General features: G+C 51.8%; 12 protein-coding genes and 1 pseudogene. 8 read left to right on the forward strand and 5 right to left on the reverse strand.

Going from position 1 to position 18099, the window contains the following annotated elements; all coding sequences use genetic code 11:
- A partial coding sequence (locus J7439_RS10085) for a hypothetical protein (protein WP_209201693.1) occupies positions 1-1070 on the reverse strand: 1070 nt, incomplete at its 3' end.
- A 238-nt stretch (positions 1071-1308) separates the two neighbouring features.
- Between J7439_RS10085 and J7439_RS10090 the strand changes: the two are divergent.
- Positions 1309-1447, forward strand: a pseudogene (locus J7439_RS10090) (IS110 family transposase); the annotation flags it as partial.
- A gap of 335 nt (positions 1448-1782) precedes the next feature.
- Entirely contained in the window at positions 1783-4491 is a 2709-nt protein-coding gene (locus J7439_RS10095; RefSeq protein ID WP_209201694.1) for an RAP domain-containing protein, read from the forward strand.
- Positions 4492-5023: 532 nt separating this feature from the next.
- Here J7439_RS10095 and J7439_RS10100 read toward each other — a convergent pair.
- Positions 5024-7507, reverse strand: coding sequence for an autotransporter outer membrane beta-barrel domain-containing protein (locus tag J7439_RS10100; protein ID WP_209201695.1), 2484 nt, complete (start codon positions 7505-7507; stop codon positions 5024-5026).
- 458 nt (positions 7508-7965) lie between these two features.
- Here J7439_RS10100 and waaF point away from each other — a divergent pair, with 458 nt between their 5' ends.
- From waaF to J7439_RS10115, 3 genes are all read left to right on the forward strand, one after another.
- Positions 7966-9051, forward strand: coding sequence for a lipopolysaccharide heptosyltransferase II (gene waaF / locus J7439_RS10105; RefSeq protein ID WP_209201696.1), 1086 nt, complete (start codon positions 7966-7968; stop codon positions 9049-9051).
- Positions 9048-10058, forward strand: coding sequence for a lipopolysaccharide heptosyltransferase I (waaC, locus tag J7439_RS10110; RefSeq protein ID WP_209201697.1), 1011 nt, complete (start codon positions 9048-9050; stop codon positions 10056-10058). The genes waaF and waaC overlap by 4 nt, the downstream gene beginning before the upstream one ends.
- Before the next feature lie 105 nt (positions 10059-10163).
- Entirely contained in the window at positions 10164-10412 is a 249-nt protein-coding gene (locus J7439_RS10115; protein WP_209201698.1) for an acyl carrier protein, read from the forward strand.
- Positions 10413-10452: 40 nt separating this feature from the next.
- Here the strand turns inward: J7439_RS10115 and J7439_RS10120 are convergent, their stop codons facing one another.
- The 3 genes from J7439_RS10120 to argH all read right to left on the reverse strand — a co-directional run bounded on the left by J7439_RS10120 (position 10453) and on the right by argH (position 14860).
- Positions 10453-11679, reverse strand: coding sequence for a pyridoxal-dependent decarboxylase, exosortase A system-associated (locus J7439_RS10120; protein ID WP_209276977.1), 1227 nt, complete (start codon positions 11677-11679; stop codon positions 10453-10455).
- Between the two features lie 32 nt (positions 11680-11711).
- Positions 11712-13349 carry an acyl-CoA ligase (AMP-forming), exosortase A system-associated gene (locus tag J7439_RS10125; RefSeq protein ID WP_209201700.1) on the reverse strand — a complete coding sequence of 546 codons (1638 nt, stop codon included), beginning with the start codon at positions 13347-13349 and terminating at the stop codon, positions 11712-11714.
- An 89-nt stretch (positions 13350-13438) separates the two neighbouring features.
- Positions 13439-14860, reverse strand: a complete 1422-nt coding sequence (gene argH, locus J7439_RS10130; RefSeq protein WP_209201701.1) for an argininosuccinate lyase — start codon at positions 14858-14860, stop codon at positions 13439-13441.
- Positions 14861-15121: 261 nt separating this feature from the next.
- On the opposite strand from argH, the gene J7439_RS10135 reads away from it, so the two are divergent.
- From J7439_RS10135 to hemC, 3 genes are all read left to right on the forward strand, one after another.
- The gene (locus J7439_RS10135) at positions 15122-16198 is read left to right on the forward strand and encodes a sensor histidine kinase (protein ID WP_209201702.1); all 1077 of its coding nucleotides are present in this window, start codon (positions 15122-15124) and stop codon (positions 16196-16198) included.
- A gap of 43 nt (positions 16199-16241) precedes the next feature.
- Complete coding sequence (locus tag J7439_RS10140; protein WP_209201762.1) at positions 16242-16979, forward strand: LytR/AlgR family response regulator transcription factor; 738 nt, start codon at positions 16242-16244, stop codon at positions 16977-16979.
- Positions 16980-17132: 153 nt separating this feature from the next.
- Positions 17133-18065, forward strand: a complete 933-nt coding sequence (gene hemC, locus J7439_RS10145; RefSeq protein ID WP_209201703.1) for a hydroxymethylbilane synthase — start codon at positions 17133-17135, stop codon at positions 18063-18065.
- The last annotated feature ends 34 nt before the right edge of the window (positions 18066-18099 follow it).

Here is an 18099-nt window from a genome sequence, read left to right on the forward strand (position 1 = left end):
CCCCCCCCGATGCCGGCCTGTGCATATTTACCCTTGGTTTCGACCGTGCTGTCCACCGCCGTGGTGTTGGCAACCGCTCCTGTAACCACCCCCCCCCCGATGCCGGCGTGTGCACTTTCACCCGAGGTTTCAACCGTGCTGTTCACCGCCGTGGTGTTGGCAACCGTTCCTCTAACCTCCCCTCCCCCAATGCCCGCGTAAGCTTTGTTACCCCAGGTGGAAATACGAGCATTTTCGACCCGGACACCAATAACTGTGCCATTAACATCAACAACACAGGCTGCTACCCCAGTCACCTTCGTGGAATTTATTATATTGGCACCAGTCAAGTGAAGGTCACTGATGCTGCCTTTCAGAGTGCCAACAAAGCAGTCAGGCAGGTCTCTGATGGTACGGCACTGCCCATCGTACTTCCCGGTGAATGGGTGGGTATCATTGCCAATGGATTGATAGTCTTGAGTGGCAACAATATCCGCCGTCTGTTGGTATGTACCGTTCAGTGGATAGCCGGGATCCCGACCAATCTTGCCCAGGGTTTGGGTATCGTTAATCTTTATGGCTTGTGAACCCTCGGCAATGACATCCGAATTGGCATACTGAAAAGAGCTGGCCAGCGTACCAAGTGCAAGCAGTCCTCTGGTTCCCTGACTCCCTTGATAGCGGGCTGGGGATGGCTGTTGAAGGGGTGCGTCTTTCGAGCCGGGTTCTTTTTCCTGCGCCTCTTCCCCGGTTGCTTTTGATGTCTGCGGTAATTCCGGTTTGACATCTGGCCCGGGCACACAGCTAGCGAACCACGCATCGGCAATATCTTTCGCTATGAAAAGGATGGGACTCAACGGAACGATAGTTGCCGTGGCCAGTCGCCCAATACCTTCCAGTGCTTTATCGGGATCAATACTGAAGTGAGGATCTTCCATCGGAATCAATGATTTCGCAAATGCTTTAGCAACAGCAACGCCATGGCCGAGCCAGGAATGTTCGACGCCATTCCCTGAACATTGTGAAGCGCTGTCACAAACTGATTGCTGAATGGGTTTCTGAGTGGGTTGCTGGATGGCTTGCTGAATCATAACAGGACTCTTGATGTTGTAATGCATAACAGTACGATAGAAAGTGCATAAAACATTTCTACTCCCTTATTCGTCCATGCAGTGACGTAAAGGTTCCCGGGTTATGTTTTTTTAAGAGTACGCGATGCCTATGTTGAAGGTGTCGTGATATTTTTATAGTTGAATGGTTGTATGACCAATGAACATTAACGACAAAAGGCGTTTTGACCACTCCATCTTATTTTTTTCGTTTACTGAGCTTGGGCATAACGTTCGCATAATCACTCCCCAGTTCGTAAAACCATACGTAAAGTCAAACAAGAATGATGCTGCTGATGCTGAAGCTATCTGTGAAGCAATGCAGCGCCCCAGCATGCGTTTTGTACCAACCAAAACTAATGAAGCTTGCAAACTTTTGCTAACCGGTGGCAGAACCGTTGTCAGGGTAGCCGATAAACACGACGATCGACGTAATAACTGGATTAAAGAGCTTGACCAGCGCAGGGGCAAGAATAAATCAGCGGTGGCAGTTGCCAATAAGAATGCTCGCAATGCGGGGCGGACCATATATGACCCCGATTTTCCAGGGGCTTTCACCCTTAACATCTTGCCGATTTATCTCGGCACGCTAAGCGCTAATCAAACCAGAGTTTATAGACATTTCAGCAAGATGAACTATAAACAGTACAGTAGTCTACTTTTTATATTTTTTATGAATTAATGAAATATAATTATGGATAGAGACACTGCTGGTATAAGTTGGAAATACACGACATCAGGTAATAATTATAAACAACCGGATAATCATGCCGATACTGCAAGGAGTGGGCGATACAGGCATGGCACAGTCAGGCAGGCAAATACTCCACTCTCCTCTATCCCAATGCGTAATGAATTTTATCATACTTCTGACGCATGTTCTGCTCACTATCCACCAAAACATTCAGTAAAACCTGTTTATGATTTTAATGCTCTTATCACACAAGAAAAAATGGATTGGCTGGTAAGGATATCTGCTCGTTATGGTGATCGGTATGATGGTAAAAAACATGGTCAATTTGCCAGTTCAATTAAACAATACACATCAGCGTCAAAACGCCCTTTACATCATAGTGAACAACGCCAACTGATACCATTGTTGCATGATTTTAAAGCGACACCCGGGTGGACTTGGCAAAGCCTGACGACAACGCTTCATTCATTTACTTCAGCGGGTGTTTTTACCCCTCATAAATACATGAATGAGGGGGATAAGGAAACTCAAGCGGCTTTACTGTCAACTTTGCTTGATAAAGTAATACTAAAGTGCAACAAAAAAACCGAAGCCAGGGATATTGATGTACAAGGTATCACCAACCTGCTGTGGGCCGTAGCGAAACTGGTGGACAACGGGCTGGCGCTGGAGAAGACACCGAGGCTAAAAGCAGCCGTTGCCGCGCTGTTGCCCCATGTAAAAACCAAAGCCGAATCAAAAGAAGAGAAAGACCATTTCAAGCCACAGGAAGTCGCCAACCTGCTGTGGGCCGTGACGAAACTGGTGGACAACGGGCTGGCGCTGGAGAAGACACCGAAGCTTATAGAAGCCGTGGCCGCACTTTTGCGCCATGTGAAAACCAAAGCCGAATCAAAAGAAGAGAAGGACCACTTTAATCCTCAGCATATCGCCAACCTGCTGTGGGCTGTGGCGAAACTGGTGGACAACGGGCTGGCGCTGGAGAAGACACCGAAGCTCAAAGAGGCCGTGGCTGCGCTGTTGCCCCATGTGAAAACCAAAGCCGAATCAAAAGAAGAGCAAGACCACTTCAACACTCAAGGTACCGCTAACCTGCTGTGGGCCGTGGCGAAACTGGTGGACAACGGGCTGGCGCTGGAGAAGACACCGAAGCTCAAAGCGGCCATGGCCGCGTTGTTGTGCCATGTGACAACCAAAGCCAAATCAAAAGAAGAGCAAGACCACTTCAATACTCAAGGTACTGCCAACCTGCTGTGGGCCTTGGCGACACTGGTGGACAACGGGCTGGCGCTGGAGAAGACACCGAAGCTCAAAGAGGCCGTGGCCGTGCTGTTGTACCATGTGAAAACCAAAGCCGAATCAAAAGAAGAGAAAGACCACTTTATTTCTCAGCATATCGCCAACCTGCTGTGGGCGGTGGCGAAACTGGTGGACAATGGGCTGGCTCTGAAGAAGACACCGAAGCTCAGAGACGCCGTGGCTGCGCTGTTGCCCCATGTGAAAACCAAAGCCGAATCAAAAAAAGAGAAGGACCACTTGAATCCTCAGAATATCGCCAACCTGCTGTGGGCGGTGGCGAAACTGGTGGACAACGGGCTGGCGCTGGATAAAACACCGAAGCTCAAAGAGGCTGTGGCCGCGCTGTTGCCCCTTGTGAAAGCCAAAGCCGGATCAAAAGAAGAGAAAGACCACTTCAACACTCAAGCTACCGTCAACCTGCTGTGGGCCGTGGTGACACTGGTGGACAACGGGCTGGAGCTGGAGAAAACAGCAAAGCTCAAAGAAGCCCTGGCCGCGCTGTTGTACCATGTGACAGCCAAAGCCGAATCAAAAGAAAAGAAAGACCTCTTTATACCTCAGCATATCGCCAACCTGCTGTGGGCCGTGGCGAAACTGGGTGAGGCCATTGAGCTGCACCTGGTTCAATCTACGTTCGATGCTCTTGTGGACAGAATCAGTGAAAACCCTCAACTCTCTGAGCAAGAGATATCGATGTCTCTCTGGGGAGTCATGGTATTCTGTGCCAGATTTTATCTGGACTCAGGTAGCAATGATAAAAACCCGCTTGAAAAGCACATAGGTGAACTATTTTCTCGCCTGGAAATTACATCCCCGGGCAATACAGAGGGTCGAACCGTCATTGCCATGGCCGCAAATTGGCTTGGGAGATCGTGTCCAGTTACCCCCCATTACCGGACAACCATTTCTCAATCTCAATCCACCTTCCACAATCAACTCCAATCAAGCCTTCCGTCTTTGAAGATTGAAGAAGAAAAAAGTCTGAACTCATTACCTCCGGTTGACCTGCTTCTGCCAGATTACAGCATGGTTATCGACGTTCAGGGACCTTCTCATTACGTGGATGGTGATTTCAAAACCAGGAATGGTTCGACTTTATTGAAAATCGCCCTGCTGCAAAAATTAGGATTTGAGGTCATTGAAATCCCGGTGAACAAGCTTGATAACCACAATTCAATGAAAATAGTGATTGATCAAATAAAAACAAGGTTAGCCGTCCCGCCAGAGGCCCATGGCTCTGTGTCACTTAACAGCGGCGAGGTGTCAGCAGATGAGGCATACGTTACTGCCGATGAAGGAGGGCAATTCTCAGATGACTGTTACTTTACCGCCGAAGAACATGTAGAAGAGCAAACAGATAAACCAAAAAAGAGAAAAAGGAAGAGAAAAGAAGCCAGTAAGAACTCATAATGGGGATAATGATCGGAGAAAGTTTCAGGGCTTCGGCACACAAAACCAAAGGAAGCACATACAACTAGAGAACTGCGAATTTGATCTATAAAATTCGTCGGTCACAGTAGGAATGGCGGTCACCCGCCACCCCCTGCGCAGATCCGTACTTGCACTGCTAGCGCATACGGCTCCTACCTCGAGTATTTAACGTCAAACCGTTGCTCCGGCCATGGATGAAGAACTTTTACTTTAGGCAACACAGTGTTGAGATAGTCTTTGATCTTGCTCAATGTCGCTCGCATTCGCTCTTTGCTGGTTCGTCTGACAATGTTGAAGTTTCCACTGCTTCGACTAATAAATATTTGATAATAGCGGCGATATCACCGATCCCTGTGGCATCCCCCTTATGCTTCGAACTCTGTAGAGGGAAAACAGGAAGCATCAGCAGCAACCTGATCGTTCTGACATTCTGGTGCTATGAAAAGGTGATTGTTCGGTGACGGTCGCCTTTTTAAATGCTCCATTACAGGAGAGTGTCTGAATAAATAAGTTACAAACGTTTGTCCAGCTCAGTTACTCTGTCAGTCATTACCTGGCTCATTTCATGGGCTGGTTCCTGCGCAGGAACACTCTGCCTGTTCATTCGTTCTCTGGTTCCCTGAATACACTGTGATACCGAGTTGACCGCAGCGCTAGCCAGTTCTTTACCACGAGTCAGGGGTTTCTTCGCCAGCTCCTTACCACGCAACCCACCCCGGTAACCGGTAATCCATTGATAGGTTGTATAGCCGACAATCCCCAATCCGCCCGCTGCCACAAGGGTACCTGTGGTAATGATCGCTGTAGCGGCTGTTGATGCTGTAGCGGCTGTTGATGCTGTAGCGTCTGTTGACACTGTAGCGGCATCCACCGGGCAAACATCACCGTACGAAAAATCCAACGCATCATCCAGAAATTCAGTTCCCGAAGCGCAATTGGCTGTTAACACACGTGGGTCAGCTTTTTGGCAAAGAAGCTGCTCATTGGATTCAGGTCCAAAACCCTTTTTCATGATGACATAGCTATTCACCGCCGTGGTGTTGGCAACCGTTCCTCCTTTGTTAACCAGCCCTCCCCCGATGTCGGCGTGTGCAGAATTACCCGAGGTTTCGACCGTGCTGTTCACCGCCGTGGTGTTGGCAACCATTCCTCTTATGTTAACCAGCCCTCCCCCGATGCCGGCGTGTGCAGAATTACCCGAGGTTTCGACCGTGCTGTTCACCGCCGTGGTGTTGGCAACCGTTCCTCCTTCCTTAACCAGCCCTCCCCCGATGCCGGCGTATGCAAAATTACCCGAGGTTTCGACCGTGCTGTTCACCGCCGTGGTGTTGGCAACCTTTGTTCTATGATAAACCTGCCCTACCCCGATGCCGGTGTATGCATATTCACCCGAGGTTTCAACCGTGCTGTTCACCGCCGTGGTGTTGGCAACCGTTCCTTGATCGAAAACCGCCCCCCCCCCGATGCCGGCGTGTGCAAATTTACCCGAGGTTTCGACCGTGCCGTTCACCGCAGTAGTGTTGGCAACCGTTGCTTCTCCGGAAACCTGCCCTACCCCGATGCCGGTGTATGCATATTCACCCGAGGTTTTGACCGTGCTGTTCACCGCCGTGGTGCAGGCAACCGTTCCTTGATCGAAAACCGCCCCCCCCCCGATGCCTGCACATGCATTTTTACCCGAGGTTTCGACCGTACTGTCCACCGCCGTGGTGTTGGCAATCCTTGCATTTTCGGTTAGCTGCCCTCCCCCGATGCCGGCGTATGTATATTCACCCGAGGTTTTGACCGTGCTGTTCACTGCAGTGGTGTTGACAATCGTTCCTTGATCGTAACCCCCTCCCCCCCCGATGCCGGCGTGTGCAAATTTACCCGAGGTTTCGACCCTGCCGTTCACTGCCTTGGTGTTGGCAACCGTTCCCTTAAATTCAATCAGCCCCCCCCCGATACCGGCGTGTGCAGATTCCCCCTTGTTGGTTTTGACCGTGCTGTTCACCGCCGTGGTGTTGGCAACCATTCCGGAAACCCGCCCCCCTCCAATGCCAGCGTATGCACGTTCACCCGAGGTTTCAACCGTGCTGTTCACCGCCGTGGTGTTGGCAACCGTTCCTCTAACCTCCCCTCCCCCAATGCCCGCGTAAGCTCTGTAACCCCAAGTGGAAATACGAGCATTTTCGACCCGGACACCAATGACTGTGCCATTAACATCAACAACACAGGCTGCTAACCCAGTCACCTCCGTGGAATTTATTATATTGGCACCAGTCAAGTGAAGGTCACTGATGCGGCCTTTCAGAGTGCCAACAAGACAGTTAGACAGGTCTCTGATGGTACGGCACTGCCCATCGTATTCCCCGGTGAATGGGTGGGTATCATTGCCAATGGATTGATAGTCTTGAGTGACAACAATATCCGCCGTCTGTTGGTATGTACCGTTCAGTGGATAGCCGAGATCCCGACCAATCTTGCCCAGGGTTTGGGTATCGTTAATCTTTATGGCTTGTGAACTATTGGCAATGGCATCCGAATTGGCATAGTGAAAAGAGCTGGCCAGCGTACCAAGTGCAAGCAGTCCTCTGGTTCCCTGACTCCGTTGATAGCGGGCTGCGGATGGCTGTTGAAGGGGTACATCTTTCGAGCCGGGTTGTTTTTCCTGAGCCTCTTCCCCGGTTGCTTTTGATGTCTGTAGTAATTCCGGTTTGACATCTGGCCCGGGCACACGGCTACCGAACCAGGCATCGGCGATATCTTTCGCTATGAAAAGGATGGGACTCGTCGGCAGGATAATTGCTGTGGCCAGTCGCACAAGATCTTCCCCTGCTTTGAGGGAATTGAAACTGAGGCAAGGATCTTCCGTTGGAATCAATGATTTCGCAAATGCTTTAGCAACAGCAACGCCATGGCCAAGCCAGGAATGTTCGACGCCATTCCCTGAACGTTGGGAAGCGCTGTCATAAATTGGTTGCTGAATAGGTTGCTGAATAGGTTGCTGAATCATAAACAGGCCTCGATGATGTTGCATAAAAGTACATTGGAAATGTGTACAAAAATCACTTGGTGTCATTGATCCATCCAGTGATGTAAAAGTTCCCTGGTTATGTTTCTTTCTTAATGCAAAAAACTGGCTTCACTGATGATGTTCTGCGCAAGTACTTTCAGGAACTTTGGTTAAATATTGGTGCAGTCCATCAATGTAAAGATCAGCCTGCTTTTGTCCCCAGTGTTCGTACGTAAGTAGTTAACCAAATGGAATCAATATTCGTTCTTGATTTTCTCAGCTTTTCGCTTGGCCTGTTTGGTTTTCAGTTCAAGTAGCTCATTTTTCATGCATTACAGCATGGCAGATTTCTTTAAGTGCGTAACATGGGTTAAATTTACTCATTAACCGGTCACTTTTTACCTGCGCAAACAGCGCTTATAATTCCCTCCCATTCACTATAAGGAATTCCAGACGGGATGAAATATCTGATCGTCGGTCCCTCATGGGTAGGGGACATGGTAATGGCACAAACGCTGTTCATTGCCCTGAAACAACAACACCCTGATGCCATCATCGATGTACTCGCTCCCGCCTGGAGCCTGCCGATCATTGAGCGCATGCCTGAAGTTCGCAAGGGTATTGATATGCCTCTGGGTCATGGCAAACTGGGGCTTAAAGCCCGCTACCAGCTGGGCAAAAGCCTGAGGGCGGAAGGCTACACACACGCCATCGCCTTACCCAACTCGTTCAAATCAGCACTGGTGCCCCTCTGGGCCAACATCAGGCACCGTATTGGCTGGCGCGGCGAAATGCGCTACGGGCTACTGAACGACATTCGCCGGCTGGATAAAAGTCAATACCCACTGATGGTGGAACGGTTTGTCGCCCTGGCCTATCCAGAGGGTGCTGCACTACCTAAGCCTCTGCCGATTCCGGCACTTCAGGTAAACAGTAATACCACCAGCAAAGTCCTTGGCCGCTACCACCTGCACACCGACAGGCCTATTCTGGCACTGTGCCCGGGTGCTGAGTTTGGCCCCTCCAAGCAGTGGCCAACCGATTACTACGCCGAAGTGGCACGCTCCCTTTCTGAACAGGGATGGCAGGTTTGGCTGTTTGGCTCAGCCAAAGATCAAGCGGTCACCGCTGAAATAAAAAGCTGCCTGCCTGATGCATTGCAGCACCACTGCCATAATATGGCCGGTGAAACATCGCTGGCGGATGCCATCGACCTGCTCTCCTTCGCCAGCGCTGTGGTCAGTAATGACTCTGGCCTGATGCATATAGCGGCGGCCCTGAATCGGCCCCTGGTGGCGGTTTACGGGTCAACGTCGCCCGATCATACGCCGCCAATGAACAAAAACAGTGCAACACTGTCTATGAAGCTGGATTGCAGCCCCTGCTTCAAAAGGGAGTGCCCGCTCGGGCATATGAACTGCATGAAACAGCTATCTCCAGACAGGGTTCTGGCTGCCATCGCTCATCTGACGACCGACCGGGACGGTAACCGTGAAAAGCATCCTGAAATAACGCTGGTCGAAGAAGGAGGTAACGCCCGTTGACTCAACCAAGGCATGTTCTGGTGGTTAAAACTTCCTCTATGGGGGATATCATCCACACCCTTCCGGCACTGACCGATGCGGCATCAGCCATACCCGGTCTTCGTTTTGACTGGGTGGTGGAAGAGAGTTTTGCCGAGATTCCAGCCTGGCATCCCGCGGTTGACCGGGTGATTCCTGTCGCTGTGCGCCGCTGGCGCAAGTCGTTGCTGCAAACCTGGAAATCCGGGGAGTGGCAGCAGTTCAAAAAAACCTTGGGTGCCAGTAACTACGATGCCGTGATTGACGCCCAGGGGCTGTTAAAAAGCGCTTTCATTGCCAGAAAAGCCAAAGGTCCTCGCTTTGGGCTGGATAAACAGTCTGCCCGTGAGCCGATTGCCAGCCGTTTTTACCAGTTCCCACAATCGGTCCCATTGGAACAGCATGCCGTTGAGCGTGTTCGCCAGCTCTTTGCCAAATCGCTGGCCTATGTATTACCGAAAACACCGGGTCAGTTTCTGCTGAATAAAGACAAATTCCCCAAAGGGCTGATTAAGGATAAGCATTATGTGGTGTTTGTTCACGGAACCACCTGGCCAACCAAACACTGGCCTGAAAACTACTGGTGTGAGTTGGCGCAGAAAGTGAATCAGGCCGGTCTTCAGGTCGTATTGCCCTGGGGTAATGACCATGAAAAGGCCAGGGCAGAGCGCATTGCCAATACCAGCAGCCGGGCCACCGTGCTGCCGAAGCTGTCTCTGGCTGATGTTGCTGGCGTGATTTGCGAAGCTCAGGCAGCCGTTGCCGTTGATACCGGCCTGGGACATTTAACAGCAGCACTGGAAACACCGGCGGTCTCGCTCTATGGACCCACCAGCCCGGTAAAAGTCGGTGCTTATGGCACGGGACAGAAGCACCTGACCCTTGAACACTGTCCAACCGGCGAGTTCCCTGCCACCAATCCTGGAATTTTTGCACCGATGACACCGAATGTTGTCTGGCGGGCACTTGAGTCACAGATCGAACGTTAATCCATCACAACATAGAAGTTTCCGTTTATTCCATGCTGACGACCACAGTTGCGCCATAGACGGAAAATGCCTAAAGTGGCCGATTTTTACCCCTCGGGATGATAAATGACCAAGCTGGAACAAATGAACGCCATTTTGGCAGATCTTCTCAAGCTGGATACCAGTGAGTTCAATGAACAGACTGAACTGCTGGGGGCCCTTCCGGAGTTCGACTCCATGGCCGTGGTTGGGTTGATTACGGCAATGGAAGAAACCTTTGGCATTGCCGTCAATGATGATGATCTGGACGCGGAACTGTTCGAAACCGTTGGCTCTGTTCTTTCCTATGTGGACGCAGTTGGGGCGAGTGCCTGATGATTATTTCCAGGCCAGAATAATTCCGGCCTGGCTCTTCTCACAATAACAACTCCACCACTTCGGGATGTCCGAGAAACTTCTGGGGGCTGGCTGTTGCGCCATAAGCGCCAGACTGCAAAACCACAATAAAGTCTCCTACCTCCGCTTTTGGCAATGCCAGTTTTGCCCCGACAACATCCAGAGGCGTACAGAGCGGTCCGACAATCTCGACCACTTCCTGTTCTCCACTGTCAAGGCAATGGGCCAGAACTACCGGGTAATTTTTCCGGATGACCTGGCCAAAGTTACCTGAGTTGGACAGGTGATGGTGCAGTCCGCCATTGGTCATCAGGAAAACCTGTCCACGGGATTCTTTTTTATCCGTCACCTGACAAATATAATACCCCGCCTCCCCCACCAGCCAGCGCCCAAGCTCCATAACAACCTCTGATGACTTGAGCGACTCCGGACGATGATCCAGAAGGTACTGCAGGTTGTCGGCAATACCTTCCATGGCCAGCGTCTGTTCTCCAGGGAAGTAGGGAATGCCCAGGCCGCCACCGATATTGATATGCCTGACCGGGGCTTCAACCAGACCGGCCAGCCTGGCGGCCAGCTCAAAGGTTTGCTGATGGCACTCAATCAGAGACTCTGCTTTGAGATTCTGCGAGCCAGAAAAAATATGGAAACCCTGGAAGTCCAGTTTATCCAAATCCAGTTCCGCCAGAATAGACGGCATTTGTTCAGCATCTATACCAAACTGTTTGGGGCCGCCGGCCATTTTCATGCCGGAGGTTTTTAACTCAAAGTCCGGATTCACCCGAAATGCGATACGGGGACGAATACCCAGCTGCTGATGACAAAGGTACAGCCTTTGCAACTCCAGGGGGGACTCGATATTGATGGTAATACCCGCCGCAACGGCGGCTCTCAGTTCATGTTCTCCCTTGGCCGGCCCGGCAAAACTGATATTGGCCGCCGCCATACCGGTACCCAGGGCAACCAGCATTTCCCGGTGGGAAGCAACATCCAGCCCATCCACACACTGTGCCATATGGCCCACGACGGCGGGCATCGGATTGGCTTTTATGGCGTAGTGAAGCTTCAGTTCTGCTGGCATCTGCTGACGAAACTGGGCGACTCTTTGGGTCAGGGCCTGCCGGTCATAGATGTAGCAGGGTGAAGAGCCGGCAATAGTCACCAGATCAGCAGCGGTATACCCGGCAATCAGTAATTGATTATCCCTGGACTGAAGACTGGCCAGTCGGTGATGTCCTTTAGTCATTTTCTCTTGCATTTTCTCTTGCACAAGATCATTCACAAAACAGATGCCTCCTCGTCCTGAAACAGCCTCCGGTAGGCCTCCAGTAATGGCTTGCGATCAATTTTACCATTGGGATTTCTGGCAAGTGTCGTTTGCTGGATAACACGGATGGGGACCATATAAGCGGGCAGGCATTGCTGGCAGTGGCGGATCAATGAGGGTTCATCGATTTCACTGCTGTCGCTGCTCACTACGACCAGAACGATGGCCTGCCCCAAACGGAAGTGCGGGACACCAATAGCCGCCACTTCTGCCACCAGCCCGGATGAATAAACCACCTCTTCCACTTCCGTTGGGCTGACCCGATAACCGGATGTTTTGATCATATCGTCGCGACGACCGACAAAATAAATATATCCATCGTCGTCTTTACGAACAATATCACCGGACCAGACGGCCAGCTCTTTGCCCGGAATTCCCGGTATGGCACAGGGTGCAGGCCTGAAGCGTTCAGCGGTTCGCTCAGGATCATTCCAGTACCCCATGCTGACCAGGGCACCACGGTGTACCAGCTCGCCGGGTTCATGGGATCCACAGATCTCACCCAGCTCATTGATCACCATCACATCCGCATTGGGAATGGCTTTACCCATAGACCCGGGTCGTAAATCAATCTGTTCAGGAGGAAGAAAGCAGGAGCGGAATGCCTCGGTCAAACCATACATCAAGTAAGGTTTGGCATAGCGAAAACGCTGTCGCAGTACTGCCAGGGTGGCCGTCGGCATGGCACCACCGGTATTGGTAAAGTAGCGCAGACTGTCACCAGCCCCTTGTGGCCAGGGCAGATCGGCTATCTGAACCCAGAGTGGCGGAACCAGGCCAAGCCCGGTGATCTGCTGCTTCTCCACCGTTTTAATGACATCCCTTGGGAGAAGGTATTCCAGTAGATAACAACTGGCACCCACCAGAAATGCCGTTGTCAGCTGGCTGAAACCGTAATCAAAACTGAAGGGCAAAACACAGAGCAGGCGATCTTCCGGTGTATTGCCCAGATACTGGGCAACACTGCTGGCCCCCGTCACCATATTACGGTGTGACAGCACAACGCCTTTGGGCTTTCCTGTGCTGCCGGAGGTATAAAGAATCGCCGCCATATCCGCATCAATGGACGACACCGGTTCCCACCAGGCACAGGGCTTGAGGAAATTTGCCCAGTTCATTGGGCTGGCGGATTGTCGATGAATGAAAGCGCTATCAGACAAGGGATTATTGACCGGGTCCTCATCAGCAAGGCCACCATCAACCAGAATCACTTGCATAAGGTCATGGCACTGGTGAATTTCAGCTTCCAGCTGCTGATAGCGGGCTTTGTTAGTCATCAGCACACGAACATTGCAGTCTTTGAGAATATGAAAGACCTGGGGCGGTTTCAGCACCGGATTGACGGGCACCATGACGCCACCGGCGGCCGTTGCACCAAAGTAGCTGAAGACCGCTTCCGGCGTTTTAGGCAGGTAGATTGCCACCCGTTCATGTTGCATCAGACCCAGCTTTTGCAACCCGGCGGCCACCGAACGAATCTGTCGGGAAACGGTCTGGTAATCAAACCACTGGTCTTTGCAGCCCAGGGCTTTCGAGGAAGGCGAACGTTCTGCCTGGCGCAGAACAATCTGGTGTAGCAACAAGCTCATGGGTTTAACAACGGCTCAAAAGTATATCAACCATGGCGGTTGATCTATTCCCATGGGTTTTCATGGGAATAGAAGGCCACCGCCACACTTTAAAGTGTTTTACGGGCATTCAGCACAGCCTGCCGGACCTGCTCTGGCGCTGTACCACCGAGATGATTACGGGCGCTTACCGAGCCTTCCAGCGTCAGGACATCAAATACATCCTGCTCGATCGTGTCAGAGAAAACCTGAAGCTCCGCCAGCGTCATCTCAGACAGATCCCGGCCTTCCTGAATACCAAAGGCCACGGCCTTACCCACCACTTCATGGGCATTCCTGAAGGGCATGCCACGGCGCACCAGGTAATCCGCCAGATCGGTAGCGGTACTGAAACCCCGGCGAGCGGCTTCCAGCATGTTCTCTTTGCGGGCCTGAATATGCGGCACCATATCGGCAAACGCCCGCAGGCAATCCCTGAGGGTATCCACCGTATCAAACAGTGGTTCCTTATCTTCCTGATTGTCTTTGTTGTAAGCCAGCGGTTGGGATTTCATCAAGGTCAGCAATGACACCAGGTGGCCATTGACCCGGCCGGTTTTGCCTCTGACCAGTTCCGGCACATCCGGGTTTTTCTTCTGCGGCATAATGGAAGAGCCGGTACAGAAGCGATCTGGCAGGTCAATAAAGTTAAACTGCGCTGAAGTCCACAGCACCAGCTCTTCAGACATGCGTGACAAATGGGTCATGATCAGGGCACCGGCGGCACAGAACTCAATGGCAAAGTCCCGGTCACTGACGGAGTCCAGAGAGTTGCGGGAAGGGCGATCAAAACCAAGGGCAGAAGCCGTATACTCCCGATCAACAGGGTAAGTGGTGCCTGCCAGTGCAGCAGCGCCCAGGGGGCTGATATTAACACGCTTGCGGCAGTCCTGCAGGCGCTCATCGTCACGCACCAGCATCTCATACCAGGCCATAAGATGATGACCGAAGGTCACAGGCTGTGCTGTTTGCAGATGGGTAAAGCCTGGCATGACGGTGTCGGCTTCACGCTCGGCAACCTCCAATAGCCCGTGCTGCAGGCGCTTGAGTTCTGCTGATATGGCGTCAATCTCATCACGCAGCCATAAACGAATGTCGGTAGCGACCTGGTCATTTCTGGAGCGCCCGGTGTGCAGTTTTTTGCCAGCAGCACCGATACGGTCCGTCAGGCGAGCCTCGATATTCATGTGGATGTCTTCAAGCTCAATGGACCAGTCAATACGATCCTGCTCAATATCCTCAAGAATACCTTCAAGGCCAGAGATAATGGCATTGAGTTCGTCTTCGCTCAGAATACCCGCCCGGTGCAGCATCCGGGCATGGGCCATTGATCCCTGAATATCGTGGCGATAAAGGCGTCGGTCAAAATCAATGGAAGCGGTAAAACGGGCAACAAAGGCATCGACGCCTTCGCTGAAACGCCCACCCCATTGTTGATTAGAACTGTGGTTACTGCGCTTTTCACCCTGATCTGCTGAATGGCTTGCCGACATTAATCTCTTCCCCACCCGGTTCTCATTTTTTAAAGACGGACGTACAATCAATACCGATCCGGCATTGACGCGTTGTGAGCGGAGGCATTATATCGGTGTCACGGCTTGATTGCATCGCTCACAGCCTCCTTCCGGGCAAGAGAATAGACATACTTCCGATAACAATAATGAAGTTCCTCTTACTTTTGAGAGGCAGCCTGAGATAAACAGCCCCTGATAAGAACGGGTTCTCACAATAGCGTTGAGAACAAGAGCCGCCCCATGATGATCCAGACCCAGCACAACAAAGATGATTTTTTTCTCCCAGACCTTGGGTCAGGTCAGTCGGTGTTTATGCTGGTGCTGATTTCTGAGTTGTTTGTCCTGGTTCAGGTGCTTGCCCTGCCCGGCGAGATCGACTTCAGCTGGACACGACTGGCCATGCTGTCACTGTTTGTTCAGTGGATTGTGCTCTCCAGCAGCGCCTTTCTCTATCTGGCCAGGCCTTTCCTGAAGGGGCTTCCCACCTGGCAGTCGGTAATAATTTCTCTGTTGGGCGTGCAGATCATTACGCTGCTGCTTACTTTGCTATCTCAGGCCTTACTGTCGCCTGTTCACTTTGCACCTGACTGGCAACAGGTCAACCGCAATCTGCTGGCGGCACTGATTATCTCGGCCATGCTGCTGCGCTATTTTTACATTCAGTATGAAGTCAATTTGCAGCAACAGGTTATCCACAATGCCCGCCTCGACTCATTGCAGGCGACGATGCGCCCGCATTTCCTGTTTAATTCCATGAACATTATTGCCAGCCTGATTCAGGTCAACCCTGAAAAAGCAGAGCAGGCGGTGGAAGACCTGTCAGACCTGTTCAGGGCCAGCCTGCAAAACTCCGGTCAGAATAAGAGTGCTGTCGTCCCCATCCAGAAAGAGATACAGATCAGCGAGAGTTACCTGAGAATCGAGCAGCAAAGGCTGGGTGACCGCCTTGAGGTCAAGTGGCTGGTTGGTGAACTTCCGCACAGGCTGTCTATTCCTCCCTTTACCTTGCAGCCTTTGGTGGAGAACGCCGTTTACCATGGCATTCAGCCGCTGGAGGCCGGTGGCTGCATTACCATCAGCATCAACATTGATCAGCAAATGGTTCAGATTTCTGTAGAAAATCCGATGCCATATACTGAGACCATTTCCAAGGGCAATCAGATTGCCCTGAACAATATCCGTTCCCGCCTGGCGATGCTCTATGGCAGCAAAGCCAGCCTGACCACGGATATCCGGGAGCATTCCGGTGTCAAATGGTACACGGCGCAGGTGTACTATCCCTGCCAATGGGACAACGCTGTTGATTTACAAATTTGATAAGAACATTGATAAATTACTGACGGGAACCGATCACCGAACAATGAATGTCCTGATTGTTGATGATGAGCCACTGGCCCGGGAACGGCTGAGACACCTGATTGGCCGGATTGATAACTTTATGGTGCTTGAACATGAGGCCAGCAATGGACGGGATGCCATCGATCTGTGCAGCCAGTACCACCCCGATATCGTGTTGATGGACATTCGTATGCCCGTAATGGGTGGTCTGGAGGCTGCCAGGTATATCAGCGCCATGGACAAGCCACCGGCCGTGGTTTTTTGCACCGCCTATGACAATCATGCCCTGGAAGCGTTTGATGCCCAGGCGGTGGGTTATCTGCTGAAACCGATTCGCCAGGACCACTTGAACCAGGCATTACAACGTGCCAGCAAAGTGAATCGTCTGCAACTGGCCTGGCTGAACGACCATCTGCCAGAGCATCAGGAGCAGGGCCATATCGCCGCCAAAACCCTGCGCGGTATCGAGTTGGTTCCCCTCAATGATGTGCTCTACTTTATGGCGGATAATAAATATGTGACGGTCTATCATCGCCAGGGTGAAGTGCTGATTGATGATTCGCTCAAAACCCTGGAAGAAGACCATAGCCAGCACTTTGTCAGAATTCACCGAAATGCGCTGGTGCGCCGTGATGCCATTGAAAGTCTGTCCCGGGATGATAAGGGGCACTGTTTTATCCATCTCAGGGAAGTGCCACAACCACTGTCCATCAGCCGACGTCATGTGCCGTTGATCAAAAAAATCATGCAGTCCCTATAAAGTCTGACCTCCCTTCCGGGCTCTGCTGATGCCAACAGAGCCTGACGCTGTCTCTTAAAGCCGGTCTGTCGTATTATCCCTCACAACTGTTTTGCCAGCAGTGTGTTTGCCTGTAGCTGGCACTTAATTTGAACAATAGAAGCCATCAATCCTGTGAAAACCGTTCGTATCGCTACCCGTAAAAGCGCCCTTGCCCTGTGGCAGGCGGAATATGTCAAACAGCAGCTGGAACACCATCATCCGGATATCCGGGTCGAACTGGTCAAAATGACCAGCCAGGGCGACCGCATTCTGGACGCTCCACTGGCGAAAATTGGTGGCAAGGGGCTGTTTGTCAAAGAGCTGGAAAATGCGCTGTTGGAAGGTCGCGCCGATATTGCGGTGCATTCCATGAAGGATGTCCCCATGGAGTTTCCCGAAGGGCTTGGACTTGGGGTTATCTGCCCGCGGGAAGACCCTCGGGATGCCTTTGTCTCCAATCACTACTCCGCGCTGGATGAACTCCCACAGGGTGCTGTTGTTGGCACATCAAGCCTGCGCCGCCAGTGTCAGATACTGGCCGCCCGTCCTGATCTGACCATTCAGTTTCTGCGGGGTAATGTGAATACCCGTCTGACCAAACTGGATGACGGCCAATATGACGCTATCATCCTGGCAGCTGCAGGATTGATTCGACTGGAGATGGCTGATCGCATTCGCAGTTACCTGGATACCACTGTGAGCCTGCCAGCTGCTGGACAGGGTGCCGTCGGTATTGAGTTGCGTCTGGCTGACGAGCAAACCAGACAACTGATTGCCCCTTTGCACGACGAGCACACGGCAATCCGGGTGGGTGCTGAACGGGCCATGAACAGACGACTGAATGGTGGTTGTCAGGTCCCGATTGGCGGATTTGCAGAACTGGACGGAGACCGGCTATTTCTCAGAGGCCTGGTCGGCAGCCCTGATGGCCAGACCATTTATCGCAGTGAAGTGACCTGTGCCGCTGAAGAGTATGAATCTGCGGGTATTCAGGTGGCTGAATCACTGCTGAAACAGGGGGCGGATAAAATCCTTGCTGGATTGAGCCTTTCGGGTAGCAGGTAAAGCCGCCTTCCGACGGCGTTGATGTTGATCTGGT

This window comes from Salinisphaera sp. G21_0 (assembly GCF_017744115.1).
Taxonomy (GTDB): Bacteria; Pseudomonadota; Gammaproteobacteria; order Pseudomonadales; family Endozoicomonadaceae; genus Endozoicomonas.

Excerpts from the sequence above, each read along its gene's own strand:
- J7439_RS10095 (WP_209201694.1), top strand. The coding sequence starts at position 1,783 with ATGGATAGAGACACTGCTGGTATAAGTTGGAAATACACGACATCAGGT.
- J7439_RS10100 (WP_209201695.1), bottom strand. The coding sequence starts at position 7,507 with ATGATTCAGCAACCTATTCAGCAACCTATTCAGCAACCAATTTATGAC.
- waaF (WP_209201696.1), top strand. The coding sequence starts at position 7,966 with ATGAAATATCTGATCGTCGGTCCCTCATGGGTAGGGGACATGGTAATG.
- J7439_RS10115 (WP_209201698.1), top strand. The coding sequence starts at position 10,164 with ATGACCAAGCTGGAACAAATGAACGCCATTTTGGCAGATCTTCTCAAG.
- J7439_RS10120 (WP_209276977.1), bottom strand. The coding sequence starts at position 11,679 with ATGACTAAAGGACATCACCGACTGGCCAGTCTTCAGTCCAGGGATAAT.
- J7439_RS10125 (WP_209201700.1), bottom strand. The coding sequence starts at position 13,349 with ATGAGCTTGTTGCTACACCAGATTGTTCTGCGCCAGGCAGAACGTTCG.
- argH (WP_209201701.1), bottom strand. The coding sequence starts at position 14,860 with ATGTCGGCAAGCCATTCAGCAGATCAGGGTGAAAAGCGCAGTAACCAC.
- J7439_RS10135 (WP_209201702.1), top strand. The coding sequence starts at position 15,122 with ATGATGATCCAGACCCAGCACAACAAAGATGATTTTTTTCTCCCAGAC.
- J7439_RS10140 (WP_209201762.1), top strand. The coding sequence starts at position 16,242 with ATGAATGTCCTGATTGTTGATGATGAGCCACTGGCCCGGGAACGGCTG.